We start from the raw sequence: 23,494 nt of genomic DNA on the forward strand, positions 1-23,494 counted from the left end.
GCTTCTCAGCCCCTTCCCAGAAGCAGCCGGGCCTCGCCGACCGTGATCACCGATCCGGTCACCAGGACCCCGGCGCCCGCGTACTCGTCGTCCTCCTCGGCCAGCGTGATCGCCGCCTCCAGCGCGTCGTCGAGACGCGGTTCGACCTGGACCCGGTCGTCGCCGAAGACCTCGACGGCGATGGCGGCCAGCGCGTCCGCGTCCATCGCGCGGTCGGTGGAGTTCTGCGTGACGACGACCTCGGCGAAGATCGGCTCGAAGGCTTCGAGGAGCCCGCGGACGTCCTTGTCACCGCTGGTGCCGACCACACCGATCAGCCGGGAGAAGCTGAACGCCTCGGAGATGCCCTCGGCCGCGGCCCTGGCCCCCGCCGGGTTGTGCGCGGCGTCCAGGACGACGGTCGGGCTGGAGCGCAGGACCTCCAGACGGCCGGGCGAGATCACCGCGGCGAACGCCTTGCGGATGGCGTCGATGTCGAGCGAGCGGGCCTGCTCGGCGCCGATCCCGAAGAAGGCCTCCACGGCGGCGAGCGCGACGGCCGCGTTGTGCGCCTGGTGGGCCCCGTACAGCGGGAGGAAGATCTCCTCGTACTCCCCGCCGAGTCCGCGCAGGGTCAGCAACTGGCCGCCGACGGCCACCTCGCGGGAGGTGACGCCGAACTCCATGCCCTCGCGGGCCACGGTGGCGTCGACCTCGACGGCCTTCTTGAGCATCACCTGGGCGGCGTCCACCGGCTGCTGCGCCAGGATGACCGTGGCGCCCTGCTTGATGACACCGGCCTTCTCCCCGGCGATCTCGGCGGGCGTGGTGCCGAGGCGGTCGGTGTGGTCCAGGGAGATCGGGGTGACGACCGCGACCGTGGAGTCGATGACGTTGGTCGCGTCCCAGGTGCCGCCCATGCCGACCTCGACGACCGCCACATCGACGGGCGCGTCGGCGAAGGCCGCGTACGCCATGCCGGTGAGCACCTCGAAGAAGGAGAGCCGGTAGGGCTGCTGGGCGTCGACCATCTCGACGTACGGCTTGATGTCCTCGTACGTCTCGATGAACCGCTCGGGCTCGATCGGGGAGCCGTCGAGGCTGATCCGCTCGGTGATCGACTGGACGTGCGGGGAGGTGTAGCGGCCGGTGCGCAGCTCGAACGCGTTGAGCAGGGCCTCGATCATGCGGGCCGTGGACGTCTTGCCGTTGGTCCCGGTGATGTGGATCGAGGGGTAGGCGCGCTGCGGCTCGCCGAGCACGTCCATCAGGGCGGCGATGCGCGTGACGGAGGGCTCCAGCTTGGTCTCGCCCCAGCGTCCGGCGAGCTCCTGCTCCACCGCGCGCAGCGCCCGGTCGGTCTCGGGGTCGGTGGGTCGGGCGGGGACCGCATCGCCCTGGGGAGCGCCCCCGTAGGTGCGCAGGGTGCGGCTCCCGGCCTCGATCACCGCCAGGTCGGGGTCGCGCTGGGTCTCTTCGCCGACGATCTCCGCGAAGGTGTCGTCGGGCTCGGACGCGTCGTGCCGGTCTGAAGGGCGGGGCTCACTCACGGGGCCAGTCTACGGATGGGCACCGACATCGCACGCAGCGCCCGGCAGACTGCCCGCGGACGGTACGGGGAAGCCCCCGCTCCCCCGGTCGGTCGGGGGTGCGGGGGCTTCGCCCTCAGCTCATCAGCCCTGCGGGAGCGCCGCCAGCTGGGCGGAGATCCGCTCGATGTCGGCCTCGGCCTTGGAGAGCCGGCCGCGGATCTTGTCGACCACGTTGTCCGGGGCCTTGGCGAGGAACGCCTCGTTGCCGAGCTTCGCGGTGGCCTGGGCCTTCTCCTTCCGCGCCGCCTCCAGGTCCTTGGTGAGGCGCTTGCGCTCGGCCGGGACGTCGATCGTGCCGGACAGGTCCAGGGCGACGGTGGCCCCGGCGACCGGGAGGGAGGCCGTGGCGCTGAAGCCGTCCCCGGCCGCCTCCAGCCGCAGCAGCTGGCGGATGGCCGGCTCGTGCGGGGCCAGGGCGGTGCCGGTCAGGGTCAGCTCGGCCGGGACGCGCTGGCCGGGCTTGAGCCCCTGGTCGCCCTTGAAGCGGCGGACCTCGGTGACGACCTGCTGGACCAGCTCGATCTCCTTCTCGGCCGCTTCGTCGCGGAAGCCGGAGTCCTGGGGCCAGTCGGCGATGACGACGGACTCGCCACCGGTCAGCGTGGTCCAGAGCGTCTCCGTGACGAACGGGACGATCGGGTGGAGCAGCCGCAGGGTGACGTCGAGGACCTCACCGAGGACCCGGCCGGAGACCTTGGCCTGCTCGCCGCCCGCGAAGAACGTCGTCTTGGACAGCTCGACGTACCAGTCGAAGACCTCGTCCCACGCGAAGTGGTAGAGCGCGTCGGAGATCTTGGCGAACTGGAAGTCGTCGTAGAAGCGGTCGACGTCCGCGACGGTCTCGTTGAGGCGGGAGAGGATCCACCGGTCGGTGGCCGTCATCTCCGCCGGGTCCGGCAGCGGGCCCTCGACCGTCGCGCCGTTCATCAGGGCGAAACGGGTGGCGTTCCAGATCTTGTTGGCGAAGTTGCGGGAGGCCTTGACCCAGTCCTCGCCGATCGGCACGTCGGCACCGGGGTTGGCGCCGTTGGCCAGGGTGAAGCGGACGGCGTCGGAGCCGTACGCGTCCATCCAGTCCAGCGGGTCGACCGCGTTCGGGTTCGACTTGGACATCTTCTTGCCGAACTCGTCGCGGACCAGGCCGGTCAGGGCGACCGTCTTGAAGGGGACCTCGCCGTCCATCGCGTACAGGCCGAACATCATCATCCGCACGACCCAGAAGAAGATGATGTCGTGGCCGGTGACCAGGACGTCCGTGGAGTAGAACTTCTCCAGGTCCGGGGTCTGTTCGGGCCAGCCGAGCGTGGAGAACGGCCACAGCCCGGAGGAGAACCAGGTGTCGAGGACGTCCTCGTCCTGGGTCCAGCCCTCGCCCGTGGGCGCCTCGTCGTCGGGTCCGACGCAGACGACCTCGCCGTCCGGGCCGTACCAGACGGGGATGCGGTGGCCCCACCACAGCTGGCGCGAGATGCACCAGTCGTTGAGGTTGTCGACCCAGTCGAAGTACCGCTTTTCCATCTCCTTGGGGTGCAGGACGACCCGCTCGTCGCGGACCGCGTCACCGGCGGCCTTGGCGAGCGTGTCGACCTTGACCCACCACTGGAGGGAGAGGCGCGGCTCGACGGTCGTCCTGCAGCGGGAGCAGTGGCCGACCGAGTGGACGTACGGGCGCTTCTCGGCGACGACCCGGCCCTGCTCGCGCAGGGCGGCGACGATGGCCGAGCGGGCCTCGAAGCGGTCGAGCCCCTGGAAGGGGCCGGGCACGGTGATGACACCGCGCTCGTCCATGACCGTGAGCGACTCCAGGTCGTGGCGCCGGCCGATCGCGAAGTCGTTCGGGTCGTGGGCCGGGGTCACCTTGACGGCGCCGGTGCCGAACTCCGGGTCGACGTGCGTGTCGGCGACCACCGGGATGGTGCGGTCGGTGAGCGGGAGCTTGATCCGCTTGCCGATGAGGTGGGCGTACCGCTCGTCGTCGGGGTGGACCGCGACGGCGGTGTCACCGAGCATCGTCTCGACCCGGGTGGTGGCGACGACAAGGGTCTCGTCGCCCTCGCCGTACTTCAGGGAGACGAGCTCGCCGTCGTCCTCCTGGTAGTCCACCTCGATGTCCGAGATGGCGGTGAGACAGCGCGGGCACCAGTTGATGATGCGCTCGGCGCGGTAGATCAGGCCGTCGTCGTACAGGTCCTTGAAGATCTTCTGGACGGCCCGGGACAGGCCCTCGTCCATGGTGAACCGCTCGCGCGACCAGTCCAGGCCCGCGCCCAGGCGGCGCAACTGGCCGAGGATGCGGCCGCCGTACTCTTCCTTCCACTGCCAGACGCGCTCGGTGAACGCCTCCCGGCCGATGTCGTGGCGGGACTTGCCCTCCTCGCCGAGCTGCTGCTCCACCTTGTTCTGGGTGGCGATGCCGGCGTGGTCCATGCCGGGCAGCCACAGCGTCTCGAAGCCCTGCATCCGCTTGCGGCGGGTGAGGGCGTCCATGAGCGTCACCTGGAAGGCGTGGCCCAGGTGGAGGGCGCCGGTGACGTTGGGCGGCGGGATGACGATGGAGAACGGGGGCTTGTCGCTCTTGGCGTCGGCTTCGAAGTAACCGCGTTCTACCCAGCGCTCGTACAGCTTCCCCTCTACGTCGGCCGGCGCGTACTGGGTCGGCAGTTCGGGGTTGCTGGCTGGCTGCTGCTGAGTGTTCTCGGTCACGGGAGACAGTTTAGGGCCGTCACAGTCCCGTACTGAAACGGGATAGTTCGGTAACGGTGTCCGGGCCGGTCGCCCACGTCACGGCGGGTTCCGTCAGGATGTCCGCGACGCACCAGGTTTTCGGGAGGGGACACCGCGATGAGCTACAACCAGCCGGGCCCGTACGGCGGACAGCCGCCGCAGGGCCAGCCGGGACCGTACGGACAGCAGCCCGGCCCGTACGGCGCTCCGCCGCCCGGCCAGCCCGGCTACGGCTACCCCCAGCAGCCCGGCCCGTACGGTGCCCCGCCGCAGGGCCCGCCCGGTTACGGCACCCCTCCCCAGGGCCCGCCCGGTTACGGCTACCCGCAGGGCCAGCAGCCGGGGCCGTACGGGCAGCAGCCGCCCGCGCCCCCGTACGGCGGGGAGCCGGGGTACGGGGCACCGCCCCCGCCGCAGCCCAAGAAGCGGACGGGCCTGATCGTGGGCTCCGTCGTGGTGGCGCTGGCGGTCGTCGCGGCCGGGGTGTACTTCCTGAACTCGGGCGGCGACGGGACGGACGACAAGAACATCGCCACGTCCACCAAGGGCTACCGGGTGACGCCCCCGGAGTCGCTGGACGAGTACAAGCGGTACTCCACCATGAAGAGCCCCTCCGGCCCCCTGGTCGGGGCCAGGAAGGCCAAGGCCGAGGAACTGGGCATCAAGAACCCCGGCAAGTCCGCAGGCGCCTACGCGGTGGGCGAGCCGCGCACGGCGAACAAGCTGCTGGACCTGGACGCTTACTGGGGCGAGATCGCCGACCCGGTCACGGTGCTCGACGGCATCATGGAGATGACCCGGCAGGAGCTGACGACGGCCGATCCTTCGGTGCAGGCCGATTTCGTCGGCCCCGCCGAGGTCGTCGAACCGGCCGGGTTCGAGGGTGCGGTGATGAAGTGCCGGAACATGAAGCTGGTCAACACGAAGGCGGACGGCACGCCGCAGAACGGGCCCAGGGAGGCCGTGCTCCCGATGTGCGTCTGGGCCGACTACGGCACGATCGGGGTCGTGACGCACGCGGACCGGATCCTGGCACTGACGGGGAAGAGCCCGTCCAAGGAGGACGCCGCCGCCCTCGCCACCAAGCTCTACAACACCTCCCGCACCAAGCTCTGACGCGGCCCCGCCCGGAGCAACAGCGAAGGGGCGCCCACCGGTTGACCGGTCGGGCGCCCCTTCGGCGTACGTAACTGCCCTGCCGCTACGCGGACTTCTCGTGGCGGCCGCCGTCGTTCTTGCCGATCGTGCGCGGCTCGCGCGGAACCAGCGTCGGGTTGACGTGGTCGCGGACGACGTCCGGGGTGATGACGACGCGGGCGACGTCCTTGCGGGAGGGGACCTCGTACATCACGGACTGGAGGACTTCCTCCATGATGGCGCGCAGCCCGCGCGCGCCGGTCTGGCGCAGGATCGCCTGGTCGGCGATGGCCTCCAGCGCCTCGCGTTCGAACTCCAGCTCCACACCGTCGAGTTCGAAGAGGCGCTGGTACTGCTTGACCAGGGCGTTGCGCGGCTCGATGAGGATCTGGAGCAGCGCCTCGCGGTCCAGGTTGTGGACCGAGGTCAGCACGGGGAGACGGCCGATGAACTCGGGGATCATCCCGAACTTCACCAGGTCCTCCGGCATGACCTCCTGGAACTGGTCGCTCGCCTGGATCTCCAGCTTGGAGCGGATCGTGGCGCCGAACCCGATGCCCTTGGCACCGGCCCGGGACTCGATGATCTTCTCCAGTCCGGAGAAGGCGCCGCCCACGATGAACAGCACGTTCGTCGTGTCGATCTGGATGAACTCCTGGTGCGGGTGCTTGCGTCCGCCCTGCGGCGGGACGGAGGCGGTGGTGCCCTCCAGGATCTTCAGCAGGGCCTGCTGGACGCCCTCGCCGGAGACATCGCGGGTGATCGACGGGTTCTCGCTCTTGCGGGCGACCTTGTCGATCTCGTCGATGTAGATGATCCCGGTCTCGGCCTTCTTGACGTCGTAGTCGGCCGCCTGGATCAGCTTGAGCAGGATGTTCTCGACGTCCTCGCCGACATAGCCGGCCTCCGTCAGCGCGGTGGCGTCCGCGATGGCGAACGGGACGTTGAGCATGCGGGCCAGCGTCTGCGCGAGAAGCGTCTTGCCGGAGCCCGTGGGGCCCAGCAGCAGGATGTTGGACTTGGCGAGCTCGATCGCGTCCTCACGACCCGCGCCGCCGCCGTTCTCCCCGGCCTGGACCCGCTTGTAGTGGTTGTACACCGCGACCGAGAGGGCCTTCTTCGCGGGCTCCTGCCCGACGACGTACCCCTCCAGGAACTCGTAGATCTCGCGGGGCTTGGGAAGCTCTTCCCAGCGGACCTCGCTCGTCTCCGCGAGCTCCTCCTCGATGATCTCGTTGCAGAGATCGATGCACTCGTCGCAGATGTACACACCGGGTCCCGCGATGAGCTTCTTCACCTGCTTCTGGCTCTTGCCACAGAACGAGCACTTGAGCAGGTCGCCGCCATCACCGATGCGTGCCACGAGGTGCTTCCCCTTCGCCTGGGAGGCCGCCTGGTTCAGCGGCTTCCTGGTGCCTCTATCCGACGGTACCTTGCCTGGGCCCCCGTTCGGGCCCCCCTTGGCACGGTTCACACGGCCGAGACCGCGCGGACGGAATGTGCCAAGGGGAAAGACCTACGTCAGAGCGATGCGCCCGCGGTCGTCTTGCGGGTGGACACGATCTGGTCGACGAGCCCGTACGCCAGGGCGTCCTCGGCCGTGAGGATCTTGTCGCGCTCGATGTCCTCGCTGATCTTCTCCAGCGGGGTGGTCGAGTGCCGGGCCAGCATCTCCTCCAGCTGCGTACGCATACGGAGGATCTCGTTGGCCGCGATCTCCAGGTCGGAGAGCTGCTCACGGCCCGTCTGCGAGGACGGCTGGTGGATGAGGACACGGGCGTGCGGGAGCGCCATGCGCTTGCCCGGGGTGCCGGCGGCGAGCAGGACCGCGGCGGCGGAGGCGGCCTGGCCCATGCAGACCGTCTGGATGTCCGGCTTCACGAACTGCATCGTGTCGTAGATCGCGGTGAGCGCGGTGAACGAGCCGCCGGGGCTGTTGATGTAGATCGAGATGTCGCGGTCCGGGTCCATCGACTCCAGGCAGAGCAGCTGCGCCATGACGTCGTTGGCCGAGGCGTCGTCGATCTGGACGCCCAGGAAGATCACGCGCTCCTCGAAGAGCTTCGCGTACGGGTCGTACTCGCGCACACCCTGCGAGGTGCGCTCCACGAAGCGCGGGACGACATAGCGGTTGTCCACCTGCGGGCCGGTGTAGAGGCCGCTCGCGGAGGCGCCGGAGAAGTTGTTCATGTGGGTGTTCACCATCCTGGTGGCGGTCTGTGGGCTGGAGGTCTCGGCGTACGAGAGGGGTGCGGGAGGTGCGGCCGGTCCGGTGGGAACCGGATCAGGCACCGGTGCCGCCGCCGCCCGGGATGCCCGAGGCGAACGTGATGATCTCGTCGATGAGGCCGTAGTCCTTGGCCTCCTCCGCCGTGTACCAGCGGTCGCGGTCGCCGTCGCGGATGATCGTCTCGACGGTCTGGCCGGAGTGCTGGGCGGTGATCTCGGCCATGCGCGTCTTCGTACGGAGCAGGTACTGGGCCTGGATCTTGATGTCCGAGGCCGTTCCGCCGATACCGGCCGAACCCTGGTGCATGAGGATGTCGGTGTTGGGGAGCGCGAAGCGCTTGCCCGCGGCACCGCCGGTGAGCAGGAACTGGCCCATGGAGGCCGCCATGCCCATCCCGATGGTGACCACGTCGTTCGGGATGTACTGCATGGTGTCGTAGACCGCCATGCCGGCCGTCACCGAACCACCGGGGCTGTTGATGTAGAGGTAGATGTCCTTGTCCGGGTCGGCGGCAAGGAGCAGGAGCTGTGCGGTGATCTTGTTGGCGATGTCATCGTCGACCTGCTGACCGAGGAAGATGATGCGCTCGCCGAGCAGTCGGCTGTAGACCTGGTCACCGAGGCCTCCACCGAGGGACGGCTCTCCGGCGGCGTAGGGCATCAGATTCGTCACGTATCCACCTGCTCGTCTCTGACGGCTCCGGCCGTCTCAGCGTCTTCGTACCGGGCGGGTGAGGGACTCCCCCACCCTTCCTCTTCATGGACCCTAACGCGCAGGTGGGACAACGCCATCCCGGTTCCGCAACTGTTCGCTGGGAGCGCAAGGTCCGCAGGGGGCACAGGGGTTCCGGGGCCGTACAGCGGTACGACGGGACATGGCGACGGGCCCCGGACGCGTGGTGCGTCCGGGGCCCGTCGTTGCCGGTCGGCCGGGACCGGCGTGGATCAGGGCGAGGCTCAGGCCTCGTTCTTCTCCTCGGCCTTGTCGGCCGCCTTCTCCTCGGTGGTGGCCTCGGCGGCCGCCTCCGTGGTCTCGGCGTCCTCGTCGTCCTCCAGGTCGACGATCTCACCGTTGGTGTCGACGACCTTGGCGGCCTCGACGACGACGGCGAGCGCCTTGCCGCGGGCGACCTCGCCGACGAGCATCGGCACCTGGCCACCCTCGACGACGGCCTGGGCGAACTGGTCCGGGCTCATGCCGGAGGAGGCGGCACGCCGCATGAGGTGCTCGGTGAGCTCCTCCTGGTTGACGTTCAGCTTCTCCTTGTTGACGAGCTCGTCAAGGATGAACTGGGTCTTGATGCCCTTGATGGCCTGCTCGGAGGTCTCGTTCTCGAACTCCTCCAGGGTCTTGCCCTGGATCTCCAGGTACTTCTCCAGGTCGAGACCCATCTGACCGAGCTGGTGGTGCTCCAGGTTGTGCTTGCGGGTCTGGACCTCGTCCGCGAGCAGCTTCTCCGGGATCGGGACCTCGGCGAGCTTCAGCAGCTCCTCCAGGACCCGCTCCTGGGCCTGGGTGGCCTGGTCGTACTGCTTGGTGGTCTCCAGGCGCTTGCGGCTGTCGGCCTTCAGCTCCTCCAGCGTGTCGAACTCGCTGGCCATCTGGGCGAAGTCGTCGTCCAGCTCGGGGAGCTCACGGGCGGCGACGGCGGTGACCTTGACGGTGACCTCCGCGGCCTTGCCCTCGGCGGAGCCGCCCTTCAGCTCGGAGGTGAAGGTGGCCTCGCCACCGGCCTCCAGGCCGGTCACGGCCTCGTCGATGCCGTCGAGGAGCTCGCCGGAACCGATGGTGTACGAGACACCCGCGGCCACGCCGTCCTCCAGGACCTCACCGTCGACCTTGGCCTCCAGGTCGATCGTGACGACGTCGCCGTCGGCGGCGGCGCGCTCGACCGGGTTGGTGGAGGCGAAGCGCTCGCGCAGCTGCTCCACGGCCTTCTCGACCTCTTCGTCGGTGACCTCAAGGGCGTCGACGGTGACCTCGATGCCGGAGTAGTCCGGGATCTCGATCTCGGGGCGTACGTCAACCTCGGCGGTGAAGGCCAGCAGCTCGCCGTCCTTCAGCTCGGTGATGTCGACCTCGGGCTGGCCGAGGACGTTCAGCTCACCTTCGTTGACCGCCTCGGTGTAGAACTTCGGGAGGGCGTCGTTGACGGCCTCCTCCAGCACCGCACCGCGGCCGAACCGCTGGTCGATGACCCGGGCGGGGATCTTGCCCTTGCGGAAGCCCTTCACCGTGACCTGCTGGTTGATCTTCTTGTACGCCGCGTCGAGGCTGTCCTTGAGCTCCTCGAAGGGCACCTCGATGCTGAGCCGAACCCGGGTCGGGTTCAGGGTCTCCACGGCGCTCTTCACGGTTCGGTCTCCTTGGTGGCTGACTTCTTTGGGTTCTGCTCGACCGCCGATCGGCGGCTTCGCGGACCGAGCCCGGTACATCAGACACACGGGCACGCATTCTGCATAGTAACGGCAAGGAGGAGGACTCCCCCAATGCGATCTTGCCGGTGGTCGGGGTGGCCGGATTCGAACCGACGACCTTCCGCTCCCAAAGCGGACGCGCTACCAAGCTGCGCCACACCCCGTCGGTGCGACACGTAGGGTACATGGACCGGAGCCGTGCGTCGGCCGCTTTGCGCGGCGGCCGGGTGGTGGTGGCCCGGCGGCCGGCACCACAGGTGTGCGGACACCGCCGCCGACCCGCTACGATGCTCTTCGTGCCGCGGTCCTCCGGACGTGCGGTGCGGTGCTTGCGGGCGTAGCTCAATGGTAGAGCCCTAGTCTTCCAAACTAGCTACGCGGGTTCGATTCCCGTCGCCCGCTCCATGCCTGGGCCCGGTCCGACTCCCCGTCGGACCGGGCCTCTTGCGTGTTCGGACCGGGGAGCGTGCGCGGACCCGGGGAGGCCGCCGGTCCGGCCGTTCAGAAGCTGATCTTGTTGATCGTGTCCGCTATCGAGTTCATGAACCTGTTGATGGACGGCGCCATGCCGGTCGACGCCAGGAAGAAGCCGAAGAGCACGGCGACGAGCGCGGGCCCGGGCTTGATGGAGCCTCCACGGATCAGCACCACCAGGATGACCGCGAACAGCAGCACCATAGACAGTGAAATAGCCACGTCTGATCACACCCTCGGTCGGTCCGCCTTGCCGGCCCGGAAGCGTGCACCGCCGCGCGCCCCGTCGCGTCCATCGTGCCACCAACTCCCCGGTGGCTGCTGCCGGGTGACGGATCACACTGACCGGATCCCGCCATCCTGCCCAGTCCGCCGGGCCCCTACTCCGGCCGGGCCGCGCTTCCGCCGCGAAATCGGCGCGCCCGCATATTCGCAGAACCCCACCGCAGTGATCGTTTCCATATCCCCACAGGTCGTTCACAGGTAATTGGGGCGTTCGAGTGCGACGTAATTCACTCCTCCAACACCCCACCGATATGCCCCATTTAAGCGGGATCAAGGGTGTCATAGTGGGCAGTGTTCGACGGTTTCACATTCGAATAGAGAGGAACACGCGATATCTCATCGCGGTTTTACGCGAAGCAATCGACGGGTCTAAGGTGCCTTAGATGTTCCAAGCTCCGAGCGTATTCACCAGGGCCCCGCTCCCCCCGGCGACCCGGGAACCGGAGCCCAGACGCGAGCAGACGCCCACCGCCACAGCCGCCCCCGCCGCCACTGCCCCGGCCCCCTCGTCGGCACCTGCGTCAGCACCGGCGTCGGCGGCGGCGAAGAGGGAGCGCGACCCCTACTTCGACAATGTGAAGTATCTGGCCATCGTCCTGGTCGCGGTGGCGCACGCCTGGGAACCGGTGATGGACGGCAGCCGGGCCACCCGGGCGCTCTACATGATCGTGTACGCGTTCCACATGCCGGCCTTCATCCTCATCTCCGGTTATTTCTCCCGCTCGTTCGACATGTCCGCACCGAAGGTGAAGCGTCTGATCACCGGTGTCGCCGTGCCGTACGTGCTGTTCGAGACGGCTTATTCGCTCTTCAAGCGGTATGTGGGCGATTCGCCCGGTGAGCCGATCAGCCTGGTCGATCCGCTGTATCTGACGTGGTTCCTGATCGCCCTGTTCGTCTGGCGGGTCACCACACCGATCTGGCGGACGCTGCGCCATCCGCTGCCGGTGGCCCTCGCGATCGCGATGCTGGCCTCGGTCTCGCCCGACATCGGCGACGATCTGGATCTCCAGCGGGTCTTCCAGTTCCTGCCGTTCTTCGTTCTCGGCCTGCTGATGAAGCCCGAGCACTTCCGGCTGGTCCGGCGCCGGGAGGTGCGGCTGCTCGCCCTGCCGCTCTTCGCGGGCGCCCTGCTGTTCGCCTACTGGATCGCCCCGCGCATGCAGCTCGGCTGGCTCTACCGTGCCAACAGCGCCCAGGAGATGGACGCCCCCTGGTGGTCCGGTGCGGTGATGTCACTGGCCCTGTTCGGCTGCGGCCTGGCGCTGACCATCGCCTTCCTGGCCTGGGTGCCCCGCAGGAGGACATGGTTCACGGCGCTGGGCGCCGGGACGATCTGTGGCTATCTGCTCCACGGCTTCCTGATCAAGGGCGCTGTGTACACGGGCCTGTTCGACCGGTACACCTGGCTCTCCGACCCGGTCGGCCTGGTCACCGTCTCGGCCGTGGCCGCCGTCGCCGTGACGCTGATGTGCTCCCCACCAGTGGGCCGGGCGCTGAAGTTCGCCACCGAGCCGGACATGAAGTGGGCGTTCCGGAAGGACCCCGCGAAGCGCTGAGACCGCCCCGCCCCCTCTCCCCCGACCTCCGCGACCACCGCATCCACTGATCCACCCACGGGACGTCCCGTGGGTGGATCAGTGCGTTCAGGGTTGGCCGAAATCTTTCGGTGCACGGGCGATCCCCCGCAATCCCCGACCGGCTCCACCCAAACAGACAAAAGCAGACAATAAGGCGGACTCATAGTTGCAGAGTCAATCGTTCGGTAAACTAATTACTGATGGTTTGTTGACACCCTCTTGACGCCCTCTTGACCTATCCCGAAGGAACAGGCTCATCGGACACGCAGACACCCTCCTCGCCATGGGCGGCGCCTTCCTGGCCGCTGCCGTCCTCGCCCGCCTCGGCGGCCGCATCGGGCTGCCGACGATCCCCCTGTTCATCCTGGCCGGCATCCTCCTCGGCCCGCACACCCCCGGTTACACCCTTCTCTCCAACCCGCACGATCTGGAGATGCTCTCCGCTCTGGGACTCGTCCTCCTGCTCTTCTACCTCGGGCTCGAGTTCCACATGGACGATCTCAAGACGGGTGGCCGGAAGATGGCCATCGCGGGCGGGACCTATCTGGTCCTGAACGTGGGTGCCGGTCTCGGCTTCGGTTTCGCGTTGGGCTGGGGCACGTCGGAGGCGCTGGTCCTCGCCGGTGTGCTCGGCATATCCTCGTCCGCCATCGTCACCAAGATCCTGGTGGACCTGGGGCGCATCGGCAATCCCGAGACCCGGCCCATCCTCGGCATCATCGTCGTCGAGGACGTCTTCCTCGCCCTCTACCTCGCGGCGCTCCAGCCGATCCTGTCCGGTGCGGACAGCCTCTCGGCGATGCTCATCGACGGGGGCAAGGCCTTCGGCTTCCTGCTGCTGCTCGCCCTGGCCGCCCGGTTCGGGACGAAGCTCATCGGCAAGCTGATGAACACCAAGGACGACGAGCTCCTCGTCATCTCCTTCCTCGGTGCCGCGGTCTTCGTCGCCGGAGTCTCCGAGATGTTCGGCGTGGCCGACGCGATCGGTGCCTTCATGGTCGGTCTGATGCTCGGCTCGACGGCCTCCGGCGAGCGCATCCTCAAGCTGGTCCACCCGCTGCGGGACGCGTTCGGCGCCATCTTCTTCTTCGCCTTCGGTCTCTCCATCGACCCGGGCGACCTCCCGAGCGTCTTCTGGCCGGTGCTGGCGGCCGTGATCCTGACGCTCGCCATGAACGTGGCCGCCGGTCTCGCGGCGTCCAAGGTGTACGACTTCGGCTCCCAGGCCACCGCCAACATCGCCACCACGCTGGTGGCACGGGGCGAGTTCGCGCTCATCCTGGCCACGATGGCGGCGGCGGCCGGGCTGGACAAGCGGCTCTCGCCGTTCATCGCCGGCTATGTGCTGCTGCTCGCCGTCCTCGCCCCCCTGGCGGCCGGACGCTCCCACTGGCTGGCCCGGATCCTCCCCGGAGGACGCGGCAAGGACAGCGGCGGCAGCAAGGACGACGACAAGGATCAGGAACAGATCCCGGTGTCGGTCTGAACGGAAACACCGGCCTGAACGGAAGCTGCGGTCCGAACGGAAGCGGAGAGGCGCCCTCGTGCCTCACCCGGGAGTGATGGTCACCACAGTGCGGTGGCCGCCCCGGGTGATGGGTGCCTCTCCGTCGACGTACGGCGGGCTGAATCACGTACACGCTGTACGGCGTGTGCGCAGCAGGCCGGGCGGTCTCAGGGCCTGCGGGAGAGCAGCAGCAGCGCCCGGTCGTCGTTGACGTCCTTGGCGCAGGCCTCGATCAGATGCCAGGCCGCGCCCTCGAAGCCGGTGGAGACATAGTGGTCGGCCTCGCCCGTCAGCCGGTCGATGCCCTCGCTGATGTCCCGGTCGGACGCCTCCACCAGGCCGTCCGTGAACAGCATCAGGACGTCCCCCGGGGCCAGTGAGCCCTTCACCGCGTCGAACTCGGCCCCGTCGTAGACGCCGAGCAGCGGTCCCTCGCCCGACTTCTCCTCCCACTGCCCGCTGCCCGAGTGCAGTTGCAGGGCGGGCGGATGACCGGCCGAGAAGATCTCGTAGTCGCCGGAGTCCAGGTCCAGCACCAGGTGGATCGAGGTGGCGAACCCCTCGTCCCAGTCCTGCCGCAGCAGATACCCGTTGGCCGCAGTGAGGAAGCCGTGCGGCGGCAGCGAGCCGAGCAGCCCGCCGAAGGCGCCGGAGAGCAGCAGGGCCCGGGAGCCCGCGTCCATGCCCTTGCCGGACACGTCGGTGAGGACGACCTCCAGGGTCCGGCCGCCGTGGGTGCGGGCCGCCACGACGAAGTCCCCGGAGAAGGACTGTCCCCCGGCCGGGCGCAGGGCCATCTCGCGGTGCCAGCCCTGGGGCAGCCGGGGCAGAGAGCTCTGGACCCGGATGCGTTCGCGCAGGTCGAAGAGCATGGTGCCGCCGCGCCGCCACGGCACACCGACCCGGGCCCGGAACTGGGCCAGGACCAGCCCGAAGAACCCGCAGGCGGCGACCACCAGGACGGTGCCCGGGGTGACCCTGGCCGGGCCGTCCGCGTACGGCCCCAGCGTCAGCGCCTCCACGATCAGGGCGGCGGCGGCCGTGGCGTACAGACCGAGCAGGCTGGCGGGGCGGAGCAGGAGGCCGCCCGCGACGATGGGCAGGGCGAGCGCCGCCGGGTCGAACCAGACCGGGCTGGTGACGGTGGCGCACGTGATGGCCGGAATCGTCAGCAGCAGACCGGCCAGGGCGATCCAGTCGGAGCCGTCGCCCCGGAAGTAGTCCACCCCGGATTTGCGCAGCCCGATGCGGGCCCGGTGCACCGATCTGCGCCACCGGGCCCAGAAGTCGTCCACTGCTCCGCGACGGGCCATTGCCGGGACCCTATCCACCCGGACGCCTCCGGTGCAGGGGGACCCCGGTGACGATCCACGCGAAATGGAGTCGTCCGCTTCCGCGCGCCCTGGTAGGGATGGCATATGACTTCAGAACTCCGTGTGCTGCGACCTGCTGATTGGGACCCCTGGTTCGCCTGTCTGGAGCGTGCGTTCGGGGGCGTGGAGAGTGCTCCGGAGTCGCGCGAGCTCTGGCGGGAGCTGACGGCGTACGACCGGGCCATCGGGCTCTGGGACGGGGAGGTGTGCGTCGGTACGGCGGGGGCGTACCGCTTCCGGCTGACCGTGCCCGGCGGTGCGGCGGTGCCGACGGCGGGGGTGACGGCGGTCAGCGTCGCCGGTACGCACCGGCGGCGGGGGCTGCTGCGGTCGATGATGCGGAGCCAGTTGGACAACGTACGTTCCTGGGGCGAGCCGCTCGCCGTGCTGACCGCGTCGGAGCCGGCCATCTACGGGCGCTTCGGCTACGGGGCCGCGACCCGGGCGCTGAGCCTGAGCGTCGACACCACCCGTGTACAGCTCGCGCTGCCGCCGGGCACGGACGGCATACGGGTGCGGTACACGGACCCGGTGGCGGCCCTGCCCGCCTGCGAGCAGGTGTACGGGCGGCTCGCCGCTGAGCGTCCGGGTACGCCGGTGCGGCAGCCGGGGTGGGAGCGGAGCGCGGTGATCGACACGGCGCAGGACCGGGCGGGCGCCTCGCCGTTGCAGTGCGTGCTCGCCGAGCGGGACGGGGAGGTGCTGGGGTACGCCACGTTCCGGACGCGGCCCGACTGGGACCGGGTGGGGCCGAAGGGGACGGTGGTGCTGCGGGACCTGGGGGCGCTGGATCCGGCGGCGTACGCGGCGCTGTGGCGGTTCCTGTTCGGGATCGACCTGATGTCGGTGGTGGAGGCCGGTGCGCGGCCGGTGGACGAGCCGCTGCTGCATCTGGTCTCGGACGTGCGGCGGTGCGAGGTGCGGGTGCAGGACGCGCTCCACGTACGGCTGGTGGAGGTGGGGGCGGCCCTGGAGGCGCGCGCCTACCGGGCGCCGGTGGATGTGGTGCTGGAGGTGGAGGACGCCTTCTGCCCGTGGAACGCGGGGCGCTGGCATCTGGTGGCGGACGCGAAGGGCGGTGCCTCGTGCCGGCGTGCGCCGGATCGCGCGCCGGATCTGGAGCTGTCGGTGGCAGATCTGGGCGCCGCGTATCTGGGCGGGGTGTCGTTCACCTCGCTCGCGGCGGCGGGGCGGGTGCGGGAGGTGCGGCCGGGGGCGGTGGCGGAGGTCTCGTCGGCGTTCTCGTGGCACGTGGAGCCGTGGCTGCCGCACGGGTTCTGAGCGGAAACGGGTAGGGGTGCGGAAACGGGTAGGGGTCAGGCTCCGGACGACGGGCCCGGGTCCTGGCAGCGCGGGCACCAGAAGAGGTTGCGGGCGGCGAGGCCGGCCGTCCGGATCTCGCTCTCGCAGATGTGGCAGGGCAGGTTGGCCCGGCGGTAGACGTAGACCTCGCCACCGTGGTCGTCCTTGCGGGGCGGGCGCCCCATCGCCTCGGGCAGGTGCTCGGGGCGGACGGTGTCGATCCGGTTGTGCCGCACGCCCTCGCGCATCAGCTCCACCAGGTCCGCCCAGACCGCGTCCCACTCGGCGCGGGTGAGGTCCTTGCCCGCGCGGTACGGGTCGATGCCGTGGCGGAAGAGGACCTCGGCCCGGTAGACGTTGCCGACGCCCGCGATGACCTTCTGGTCCATCAGAAGGGCGGCGACCGTGGTCCGGCTGCGGGAGATCCGCTGCCAGGCGCGCTCCCCGTCCTCGTCGCCCCGGAGCGGGTCCGGGCCCAGCCGCTCGTGTATCGCGCGCTTCTCGGGCTCGGTGATCAGGGCGCAGGTGGTGGGCCCGCGCAGATCGGCGTGGTGGGCCGCGTTGACGAGCCGGAGGCGGACGGTCTCGGTGGGCGGCGGGGGCGGGGCGGTGCCGAAGCCGAGCTTGCCGAAGAGGCCGAGGTGGATGTGGACCCAGCCGGTGTCGCCGAAGCCGAGGAAGAGGTGCTTGCCGTGGGCGTCGGTGGTGGTGAGGGTGCGCCCGTCGAGCAGGGCCGCGCTGTCGGAGAACTTGCCCTGCGGGCTGCTCACCCGGACCGGGCCGCCCACGAACCGCTCGGCGTGGTCCTGGGCGAGGCGGTGGATCGTGTGTCCCTCGGGCACGGCGGGGTGCTCCCTGTGGTTCCTGTGTTCCGGTGGAAGGGCGGGCGGTACGGGGTGACATGGCCGTGCCGCCGGGTACGGGCCCCGGCGGCACAGGTGACGTAAGAGGTGGTCAGCCCTGCTGCGGGTGGTGGGCCGGGATCGGGGGGAGCTCGCCGGTGGTCTCGTACGCCGAGAGCATCTCGATGCGGCGCGTGTGGCGCTCCTCGTTCGAGTACGGCGTGGCGAGGAAGATCTCGACGAACTTGGTGGACTCCTCCACCGTGTGCATCCGCCCGCCGATCGCGACGACGTTGGCGTTGTTGTGCTCACGGCCGAGGGCGGCGGTCTGCTCGCTCCAGGCCAGTGCGGCGCGGACGCCCTTGACCTTGTTGGCGGCGATCTGCTCGCCGTTGCCGGAGCCGCCGATCACGATGCCGAGGCTGTCCGGGTCGGCGGCCGTCCGCTCGGCGGCACGCAGGCAGAACGGCGGATAGTCGTCCTGGGCGTCGTAGATGTGGGGGCCGCAGTCGACGGCCTCATGGCCGTGGGCACCGAGCCACGCGACGAGGTGGTTCTTGAGTTCGTAACCGGCATGGTCGGATCCGAGGTACACGCGCATGGTGCGAAGTGTGGCACGAACTTCGCGGGGTGGCGGCCAGGGGGGTCGGAGCCCGCTGACCGTCGGCCGTGTGGCGAACGCCACTTCGCTGGCGAGGCCGGGCCACGAGCCCGGTGAGCCGGACCGGCCGGACTCGTCGGGCGGGCTTCAGGCCGGCCTGAAGAACCGCCACCTCTCGATGATCGCGATCGGCGGTGTGATCGGTGCGGGCCTCTTCGTGGGCTCCAGCGCGGGTATCGCGGCCGCGGGTCCGGCGATTCTGCTGTCGTACGCGATGGTCGGCCTGATGGTCGTCCTCGTGATGCGCATGCTCGGCGAGATGGCCGCCGCCCGGCCGAGTTCGGGCTCCTTCTCCGCCTACGCCGACCGGGCGCTGGGCCGTTGGGCCGGTTTCTCCATCGGCTGGCTCTACTGGTTCTTCTGGGTCGTGGTGCTGGCCGTGGAGGCCACGGCGGGCGCCAAGATCCTGGAGAGCTGGATCCCGGGCGTCCCGCAGTGGGCCTGGGCGCTGATCGTGATGGTCGTACTGACCGCGACGAACCTGGTCTCGGTGGGCAGTTACGCCGAAGGGCCGGGGGCGATCCTCACCGGGGTGCTGATGGTGGTCTTCTCGTTCATGGGCAGCGAGATCGTGACCCTGGCGGCCGGAGAGTCGGCGGACCCGCAGCGGGCCGTGTCGAAGGCGACCAACAGCGTGATCTGGCGCATCGCCGTCTTCTACCTGGGCTCGATCTTCGTGGTGCTGACGCTGCTGCCGTGGAACGACCCGTCGATCCTGGAGAAGGGCAGCTATGTGGCCGCCCTCGACTCGATCGGCATCCCGCACGCCGGCCAGGTCATGGACCTCATCGTGCTGACGGCCGTGCTGTCCTGTCTCAACTCCGGCCTCTACACGGCCTCCCGGATGGCGTTCTCGCTCGGCGAGCGGGGCGACGCCCCGAAGTCCTTCGCCAAGGTCAACCGGCGGGGCGTGCCGCAGGCGGCGATCCTGTCCTCGGTCGTCTTCGGCTTCGTGGCGGTGTTCTTCAACTACCAGTGGCCCGACACGGTGTTCCAGTTCCTGCTGAACTCCTCGGGCGCGGTGGCGCTCTTCGTCTGGCTGGTCATCTGCTTCACCCAGCTGCGGATGCGCGGGATCATCCTGCGCGAGACCCCGGGCAAGCTGGTCGTGCGGATGTGGCTCTTCCCGTATCTGACCTGGGCGACGATCGCGATGATCTCCTTCGTCCTGGTCTACATGCTGACCGACGACACCGCCCGCGAGCAGGTCGTGCTGTCGCTGCTGGTCGCGGCGCTGGTGGTGGGGATCTCGCTGTTCCGCGAGGCGCGCGGCCGCAGGGCCGTCGCGGAGTGAATCCGTGTAGCCGTCGCGGAGTGAATCCGTACATCTGACGGCACATGCCGGGTTTTCCCGCGGGCGGGGTGCTCGGGGACAGTGCGGTGCTCGGGGCGCTGGACGCGGAGCGGACCGTACAGGACTGTGAAGAGGCCCGCCGGTCCGGTCTCCCAGGACCATCCGGCGGGCCTCTTCGGTGCCCCGTACGGGGCCAGGGGTTCCAGAGGCCTCAGTCGCGGCGGCCGAGGAGCTTCCAGGCGGCGGGCAGGGCGCCCATCGCGAGGGCCGCCTTGAGCGCGTCGCCGATCAGGAACGGGACGAGCCCGGCCGCGGCGGCGGCGCTCAGGGACATGCCGGTGGCGAGGGCCAGGTAGGGCACGCCGACGGCGTAGATGATCGCGGAGCCGACCACCATCGTGCCCGCCGTGCGCAGCATCGAGCGGTCACCGCCCCGGCGGGCGAGGGCGCCGACCACGGTGGCGGCGAGCAGCATGCCGAGGATGTAGCCGAGGGACGGCATCGCGTAGCCCGAGGTGCCCTGCGCGAACCACGGCATCCCGGCCATGCCGACGACCGCGTACACCGCGAGGGAGAGGAAGCCGCGGCGGGCGCCGAGCGCGGTGCCGACGAGGAGGGCGGCGAAGGTCTGGCCGGTGACGGGGACCGGGGAGCCGGGGACCGGGACGGCGATCTGGGCCGCGATGCCGGTGAGGGCCGCGCCGCCCAGCACGAGGGCCGCGTCCACGGCGTAGCGGTGCCGGACTGCGGGCAGCAGGTCGGCGAGGACCGCTCCGGAGCGGACGGGGGCGGCAGCAGTGCTCATCGGGGGACTCCGCGGGTGAGGGCAGGCAGATGGGGTGGGGCTGGTGGAGACGTTAGCCCAGGAGTTAACGCTCGATCACCATCAGCCGCCCACAAAGCGGTGGTTGACGGGTTGGTGGGGTTCAGACAAAGACCACCTAGTAATCACTCCCGGACGTGACGCTCGTCACTGAGGTGGAGGGGGTGATGGCCCGTTTTGCCGGGAGGGGCATCGCGGCCCCAGACTGTAGGTTCCCCATAAATGACCCGAGAGTGACCCGCACCCCATGCACGAGGCTCCGCCCACCTTGCCCGCAGTCTCCCCGACTCCCCCCGAGCCGCTCGCCCACGGCCTGAAGCAGCGTCATCTGACGATGCTCGGGCTCGGCGGGGTGATCGGGGCCGGGCTCTTCGTCGGGTCGGGCGCCGGGATCGCCGTCGCGGGGCCCGCCATCGTCGTCTCGTATCTGATCGCGGGCGCGCTCGCGATGCTGGTGATGCGGATGCTCGGCGAGATGTCCGCCGCGATGCCCGCCTCCGGCTCCTTCTCCGTGCACGCGGAGCGGGCGCTCGGGCGGTGGGCCGGGTTCAGCGTCGGCTGGCTGTACTGGTTCCTGCTGGTCGTGGTCCTCGCCGTGGAGGCGACGGCCGCCGCGCAGATCGCCCACGGGTGGGTGCCCGCGGTCGAACCGTGGGCGTGGGTGCTGCTGTTCATGGTGGTGTTCACCGCCGCCAACCTGACGTCGGTGAAGAACTTCGGCGAGTTCGAGTTCTGGTTCGCCTCCTTGAAGGTCGGCGCGATCGTCGTCTTCCTGGGGCTCGGGCTGCTGGCCGTCCTCGGGTGGCTCCCGGACACCGACCCGGTGGGCATGGCCAATCTGACCGGACAGGGCGGCTTCCTGCCGAACGGCTGGGGCGGGGTCGTCTCCGGCGTGCTGGCCGTGGTCTTCGCCTTCGGCGGGCTGGAGGTCGTCACCATCGCCGCCGCCGAGACGGACGACCCGGCCCGCGCGGTGGGGCGCGCGGTGCGCAGTGCGGTGGTGCGCATCCTCTTCTTCTACGTCGGCTCGATGCTGGTCATCGTGACCGTGCTGCCGTGGACCGCCCAGCAGGCCGGGCTGAGCCCGTATGTGAAGGTGCTGGACGCGATCGGGGTGCCGTCGGCCGGGCAGATCATGAACATCGTGGTGTTCGTGGCGCTGCTCTCCGCGCTCAACGCCAATCTGTACGGGTCCTCGCGGATGGTCTTCTCACTGGCGGAGCGGGGCGAGGCGCCGCGCGGGCTGCTGAAGGTGTCCCGCAAGCCCGGTACGGAGGGTGGGGTCCCCCGGCGGGCCGTGCTGGCCTCGGTGGCCTTCGGCTTCGTCTCCGTACTGCTCAACCTGTTCTGGCCGGACACCGTGTTCCTCTACATGCTCAACTCGGTGGGCGCGGTGCTCCTGTTCGTCTGGGCGCTGATCGCCGCCTCCCAGCTGCGGCTGCGCGCCCGGCTGGAACAGGAGGCCCCGGAGGCGCTCGCGCTGCGGATGTGGTGCTTCCCGTATCTGACCTGGGTGACGCTGGCCGGGCTGTTCGGGGTGCTGCTGCTGATGCTGACGGACGCCGGCGCGCGCCCGCAGGTGCTGTGGTCGGCGGGGGCGACGGGGCTGGTGCTGCTGGTGGCGGTGGGGCGTCAGTGGCGGGAGCGGCGGGAACTCAAGGGGTCCGCATCCACCGACCGCACGGGTTCCGCTTCTACCGGCCGGTAGGCGCGTGTGCACCTTGTGTGAGCCTCGTGCCCGTATAGCGGACACCCGTTCCGTGTGAGCGGTGAGGGTGCTCAGACTGTGGGGTCGTCCCTCGTCTCAGCTACCGAACAGAGCTTGTCCATGTCTCGGACCTCCGTGTCTCCCCCCACCGCTGACTCCGCAGCCCTCACCGGAGCCTCGACGGACTCCGCGCTCACCCACGGTCTCAAACAGCGGCACCTGTCGATGATCGCCCTCGGCGGGGTGATCGGCGCCGGACTCTTCGTCGGCTCCGGGGCCGGGATCGCCGCCGCCGGGCCCTCGATCATCGTCGCGTACGCCATCTCCGGGCTGCTCGTCATGATGGTGATGCGCATGCTCGGCGAGATGTCCGCCGCCAACCCGGCCTCCGGTTCCTTCTCCGTGCACGCCGAACGGGCGATCGGGCCCTGGGCCGGATTCACCGCGGGCTGGTCCTTCTGGTTCCTGCTCTGCGTCGCCGTCGGCCTGGAGGGCATCGGCGCCGCCCAGATCGTCAGCGGCTGGCTGCCCGGGACCCCGGAGTGGGCCTGGGTCGCCCTGTTCATGGTGATCTTCCTGGGGACGAACCTGGCCGCCGTGAAGAACTTCGGCGAGTTCGAGTTCTGGTTCGCCTCCTTGAAGGTCGGCGCGATCACCCTGTTCCTGGTCCTCGGCCTGCTGGCGATCCTCGGCGTCCTCCCGGACGCGGACGCGCCCGGCCTGACCAACCTCACCGGAGACGGCGGCTTCCTGCCCAAGGGCATGGACGGTTTCATCATCGGACTCCTCGCCTCCGTCTTCGCGTACGGCGGTCTGGAGACCGTCACCATCGCCGCCGCCGAGTCCGAGAACCCGGTGCAGGGCGTCGCGAAGGCGGTCCGTACGGCGATGTGGCGCATCGCGGTCTTCTACATCGGCTCGATGGCGGTCATCGTCACCCTCGTCCCCTGGGACAACCCGAAGGTGGCCGAGGTCGGCCCCTTCTACGCGATGCTCGACCACCTCGGTATCGGCGGTGCGGCGCAGATCATGAACGTGGTCATCCTCGTCGCCCTGCTCTCCGCGATGAACGCCAACATCTACGGCGCTTCGCGAATGGCCCGGTCCCTGGTCGCCCGGGGCCAGGGACCGGCCCTGCTCGGCCGGATCTCCTCCGGGGTGCCGCGCAACGCGGTGCTGTTCTCCTCGGTGTTCGGCTTCCTGTGCGTGCTGCTCAGCTACTGGCGGCCGGACGACGTCTTCCCCTGGCTGCTGAACATGATCGGGGCGGTGATCCTGGTGGTGTGGATCTTCATCGCCGTCTCCCAGCTGATCCTGCGCCGCCGGACCGAGCGCGAGGAGCCGGAAAAACTGGTCGTGCGGATGTGGCTGTTCCCGGTCCTGACGATCGTCGCCCTGGTGGGCATGGTGGGCATCTTCCTGCTGATGCTGCGCCAGCCGGACACCCGTGACCAGTTGCTGGCCACGGGTGCGCTGACGGCGGGGCTGATCGGGATCGGTGTCGTACGTCAGCGGCGGCTGCCCCGGGACGGTGCGGAGGCCTCGATCCCCGCTCAGCGGAAGTAG

Annotated in this window: 18 protein-coding genes and 2 tRNA genes; 8 read left to right on the top strand and 12 right to left on the bottom strand. The window is 69.6% G+C overall.

The window, feature by feature from the left end:
* Nucleotides 1–5: 5 nt before the first annotated feature.
* A complete protein-coding gene (locus tag ACFW9Z_RS02510) occupies nt 6–1,529 on the bottom strand; it encodes a bifunctional folylpolyglutamate synthase/dihydrofolate synthase (RefSeq protein WP_384633099.1) in 1,524 nt (507 codons plus the stop codon).
* Nucleotides 1,530–1,652: 123 nt separating this feature from the next.
* Nucleotides 1,653–4,274, bottom strand: a complete 2,622-nt coding sequence (locus ACFW9Z_RS02515; RefSeq protein ID WP_384633102.1) for a valine--tRNA ligase — start codon at nt 4,272–4,274, stop codon at nt 1,653–1,655.
* Between the two features lie 138 nt (nt 4,275–4,412).
* Here ACFW9Z_RS02515 and ACFW9Z_RS02520 point away from each other — a divergent pair, with 138 nt between their 5' ends.
* Complete coding sequence (locus ACFW9Z_RS02520) at nt 4,413–5,411, top strand: hypothetical protein (RefSeq protein WP_384633105.1); 999 nt, start codon at nt 4,413–4,415, stop codon at nt 5,409–5,411.
* A gap of 85 nt (nt 5,412–5,496) precedes the next feature.
* Here ACFW9Z_RS02520 and clpX read toward each other — a convergent pair whose 3' ends face one another.
* From clpX to ACFW9Z_RS02545, 5 genes are all read right to left on the bottom strand, one after another.
* Entirely contained in the window at nt 5,497–6,795 is a 1,299-nt protein-coding gene (clpX, locus tag ACFW9Z_RS02525; protein ID WP_018511479.1) for an ATP-dependent Clp protease ATP-binding subunit ClpX, read from the bottom strand.
* Between the two features lie 158 nt (nt 6,796–6,953).
* On the bottom strand, nt 6,954–7,637 hold the full coding sequence (locus ACFW9Z_RS02530; RefSeq protein WP_006124415.1) for an ATP-dependent Clp protease proteolytic subunit: 684 nt from the start codon (nt 7,635–7,637) through the stop codon (nt 6,954–6,956).
* A gap of 79 nt (nt 7,638–7,716) precedes the next feature.
* Nucleotides 7,717–8,322: an ATP-dependent Clp protease proteolytic subunit gene (locus tag ACFW9Z_RS02535; protein ID WP_384633382.1), complete on the bottom strand. Its 606-nt coding sequence runs from the start codon at nt 8,320–8,322 to the stop codon at nt 7,717–7,719.
* A gap of 296 nt (nt 8,323–8,618) precedes the next feature.
* Nucleotides 8,619–10,016: a trigger factor gene (gene tig / locus ACFW9Z_RS02540; protein WP_384633108.1), complete on the bottom strand. Its 1,398-nt coding sequence runs from the start codon at nt 10,014–10,016 to the stop codon at nt 8,619–8,621.
* Nucleotides 10,017–10,166: 150 nt separating this feature from the next.
* Nucleotides 10,167–10,243 (bottom strand) — tRNA-Pro (locus ACFW9Z_RS02545).
* A gap of 167 nt (nt 10,244–10,410) precedes the next feature.
* On the opposite strand from ACFW9Z_RS02545, the gene ACFW9Z_RS02550 reads away from it, so the two are divergent.
* Nucleotides 10,411–10,484 (top strand) — tRNA-Gly (locus ACFW9Z_RS02550).
* 96 nt (nt 10,485–10,580) lie between these two features.
* Here the strand turns inward: ACFW9Z_RS02550 and ACFW9Z_RS02555 are convergent.
* Nucleotides 10,581–10,775: a hypothetical protein gene (locus ACFW9Z_RS02555; protein WP_084746100.1), complete on the bottom strand. Its 195-nt coding sequence runs from the start codon at nt 10,773–10,775 to the stop codon at nt 10,581–10,583.
* A gap of 446 nt (nt 10,776–11,221) precedes the next feature.
* On the opposite strand from ACFW9Z_RS02555, the gene ACFW9Z_RS02560 reads away from it, so the two are divergent.
* Nucleotides 11,222–12,397: an acyltransferase family protein gene (locus ACFW9Z_RS02560; protein ID WP_384633111.1), complete on the top strand. Its 1,176-nt coding sequence runs from the start codon at nt 11,222–11,224 to the stop codon at nt 12,395–12,397.
* A 304-nt stretch (nt 12,398–12,701) separates the two neighbouring features.
* Entirely contained in the window at nt 12,702–13,904 is a 1,203-nt protein-coding gene (locus tag ACFW9Z_RS02565) for a cation:proton antiporter (protein ID WP_384633114.1), read from the top strand.
* A gap of 188 nt (nt 13,905–14,092) precedes the next feature.
* Here ACFW9Z_RS02565 and ACFW9Z_RS02570 read toward each other — a convergent pair whose 3' ends face one another.
* Nucleotides 14,093–15,238 (bottom strand): PP2C family protein-serine/threonine phosphatase, encoded by a 1,146-nt coding sequence (locus tag ACFW9Z_RS02570; RefSeq protein ID WP_384633117.1) that lies wholly within the window; start codon nt 15,236–15,238, stop codon nt 14,093–14,095.
* Between the two features lie 105 nt (nt 15,239–15,343).
* On the opposite strand from ACFW9Z_RS02570, the gene ACFW9Z_RS02575 reads away from it, so the two are divergent.
* Nucleotides 15,344–16,579, top strand: a complete 1,236-nt coding sequence (locus ACFW9Z_RS02575; protein WP_384633120.1) for a GNAT family N-acetyltransferase — start codon at nt 15,344–15,346, stop codon at nt 16,577–16,579.
* Between the two features lie 35 nt (nt 16,580–16,614).
* Here ACFW9Z_RS02575 and ACFW9Z_RS02580 read toward each other — a convergent pair whose 3' ends face one another.
* Nucleotides 16,615–17,442, bottom strand: a complete 828-nt coding sequence (locus ACFW9Z_RS02580) for an Fpg/Nei family DNA glycosylase (protein WP_384633123.1) — start codon at nt 17,440–17,442, stop codon at nt 16,615–16,617.
* A gap of 112 nt (nt 17,443–17,554) precedes the next feature.
* Complete coding sequence (locus ACFW9Z_RS02585) at nt 17,555–18,043, bottom strand: ribose-5-phosphate isomerase (protein ID WP_384633126.1); 489 nt, start codon at nt 18,041–18,043, stop codon at nt 17,555–17,557.
* A gap of 70 nt (nt 18,044–18,113) precedes the next feature.
* Between ACFW9Z_RS02585 and ACFW9Z_RS02590 the strand changes: the two genes are divergently transcribed.
* Entirely contained in the window at nt 18,114–19,397 is a 1,284-nt protein-coding gene (locus tag ACFW9Z_RS02590) for an amino acid permease (RefSeq protein WP_384633129.1), read from the top strand.
* A gap of 211 nt (nt 19,398–19,608) precedes the next feature.
* Here the strand turns inward: ACFW9Z_RS02590 and ACFW9Z_RS02595 are convergent, their stop codons facing one another.
* On the bottom strand, nt 19,609–20,202 hold the full coding sequence (locus tag ACFW9Z_RS02595; protein WP_384633132.1) for a biotin transporter BioY: 594 nt from the start codon (nt 20,200–20,202) through the stop codon (nt 19,609–19,611).
* 265 nt (nt 20,203–20,467) lie between these two features.
* Here ACFW9Z_RS02595 and ACFW9Z_RS02600 point away from each other — a divergent pair, with 265 nt between their 5' ends.
* Nucleotides 20,468–21,928 carry an amino acid permease gene (locus ACFW9Z_RS02600; protein WP_384633135.1) on the top strand — a complete coding sequence of 487 codons (1,461 nt, stop codon included), beginning with the start codon at nt 20,468–20,470 and terminating at the stop codon, nt 21,926–21,928.
* A 120-nt stretch (nt 21,929–22,048) separates the two neighbouring features.
* Nucleotides 22,049–23,494 carry an amino acid permease gene (locus ACFW9Z_RS02605; RefSeq protein ID WP_384633138.1) on the top strand — a complete coding sequence of 482 codons (1,446 nt, stop codon included), beginning with the start codon at nt 22,049–22,051 and terminating at the stop codon, nt 23,492–23,494.

Origin of the sequence: Streptomyces sp. NPDC059452, from assembly GCF_042750035.1 — a bacterium.
GTDB lineage: Bacteria > Actinomycetota > Actinomycetes > Streptomycetales > Streptomycetaceae > Streptomyces.

What these genes read in the sequence shown, in the direction of transcription:
- ACFW9Z_RS02575 (WP_384633120.1), top strand. Translation starts at nt 15,344, where the DNA reads ATGACTTCAGAACTCCGTGTGCTGCGACCTGCTGATTGGGACCCCTGG.
- ACFW9Z_RS02595 (WP_384633132.1), bottom strand. Translation starts at nt 20,202, where the DNA reads ATGAGCACTGCTGCCGCCCCCGTCCGCTCCGGAGCGGTCCTCGCCGAC.
- ACFW9Z_RS02605 (WP_384633138.1), top strand. Translation starts at nt 22,049, where the DNA reads ATGTCTCGGACCTCCGTGTCTCCCCCCACCGCTGACTCCGCAGCCCTC.
- ACFW9Z_RS02585 (WP_384633126.1), bottom strand. Translation starts at nt 18,043, where the DNA reads ATGCGCGTGTACCTCGGATCCGACCATGCCGGTTACGAACTCAAGAAC.
- ACFW9Z_RS02565 (WP_384633114.1), top strand. Translation starts at nt 12,702, where the DNA reads ATGGGCGGCGCCTTCCTGGCCGCTGCCGTCCTCGCCCGCCTCGGCGGC.
- ACFW9Z_RS02600 (WP_384633135.1), top strand. Translation starts at nt 20,468, where the DNA reads ATGCACGAGGCTCCGCCCACCTTGCCCGCAGTCTCCCCGACTCCCCCC.
- ACFW9Z_RS02520 (WP_384633105.1), top strand. Translation starts at nt 4,413, where the DNA reads ATGAGCTACAACCAGCCGGGCCCGTACGGCGGACAGCCGCCGCAGGGC.
- ACFW9Z_RS02560 (WP_384633111.1), top strand. Translation starts at nt 11,222, where the DNA reads ATGTTCCAAGCTCCGAGCGTATTCACCAGGGCCCCGCTCCCCCCGGCG.
- ACFW9Z_RS02570 (WP_384633117.1), bottom strand. Translation starts at nt 15,238, where the DNA reads ATGGCCCGTCGCGGAGCAGTGGACGACTTCTGGGCCCGGTGGCGCAGA.
- ACFW9Z_RS02530 (WP_006124415.1), bottom strand. Translation starts at nt 7,637, where the DNA reads ATGGTGAACACCCACATGAACAACTTCTCCGGCGCCTCCGCGAGCGGC.
- ACFW9Z_RS02535 (WP_384633382.1), bottom strand. Translation starts at nt 8,322, where the DNA reads ATGCCCTACGCCGCCGGAGAGCCGTCCCTCGGTGGAGGCCTCGGTGAC.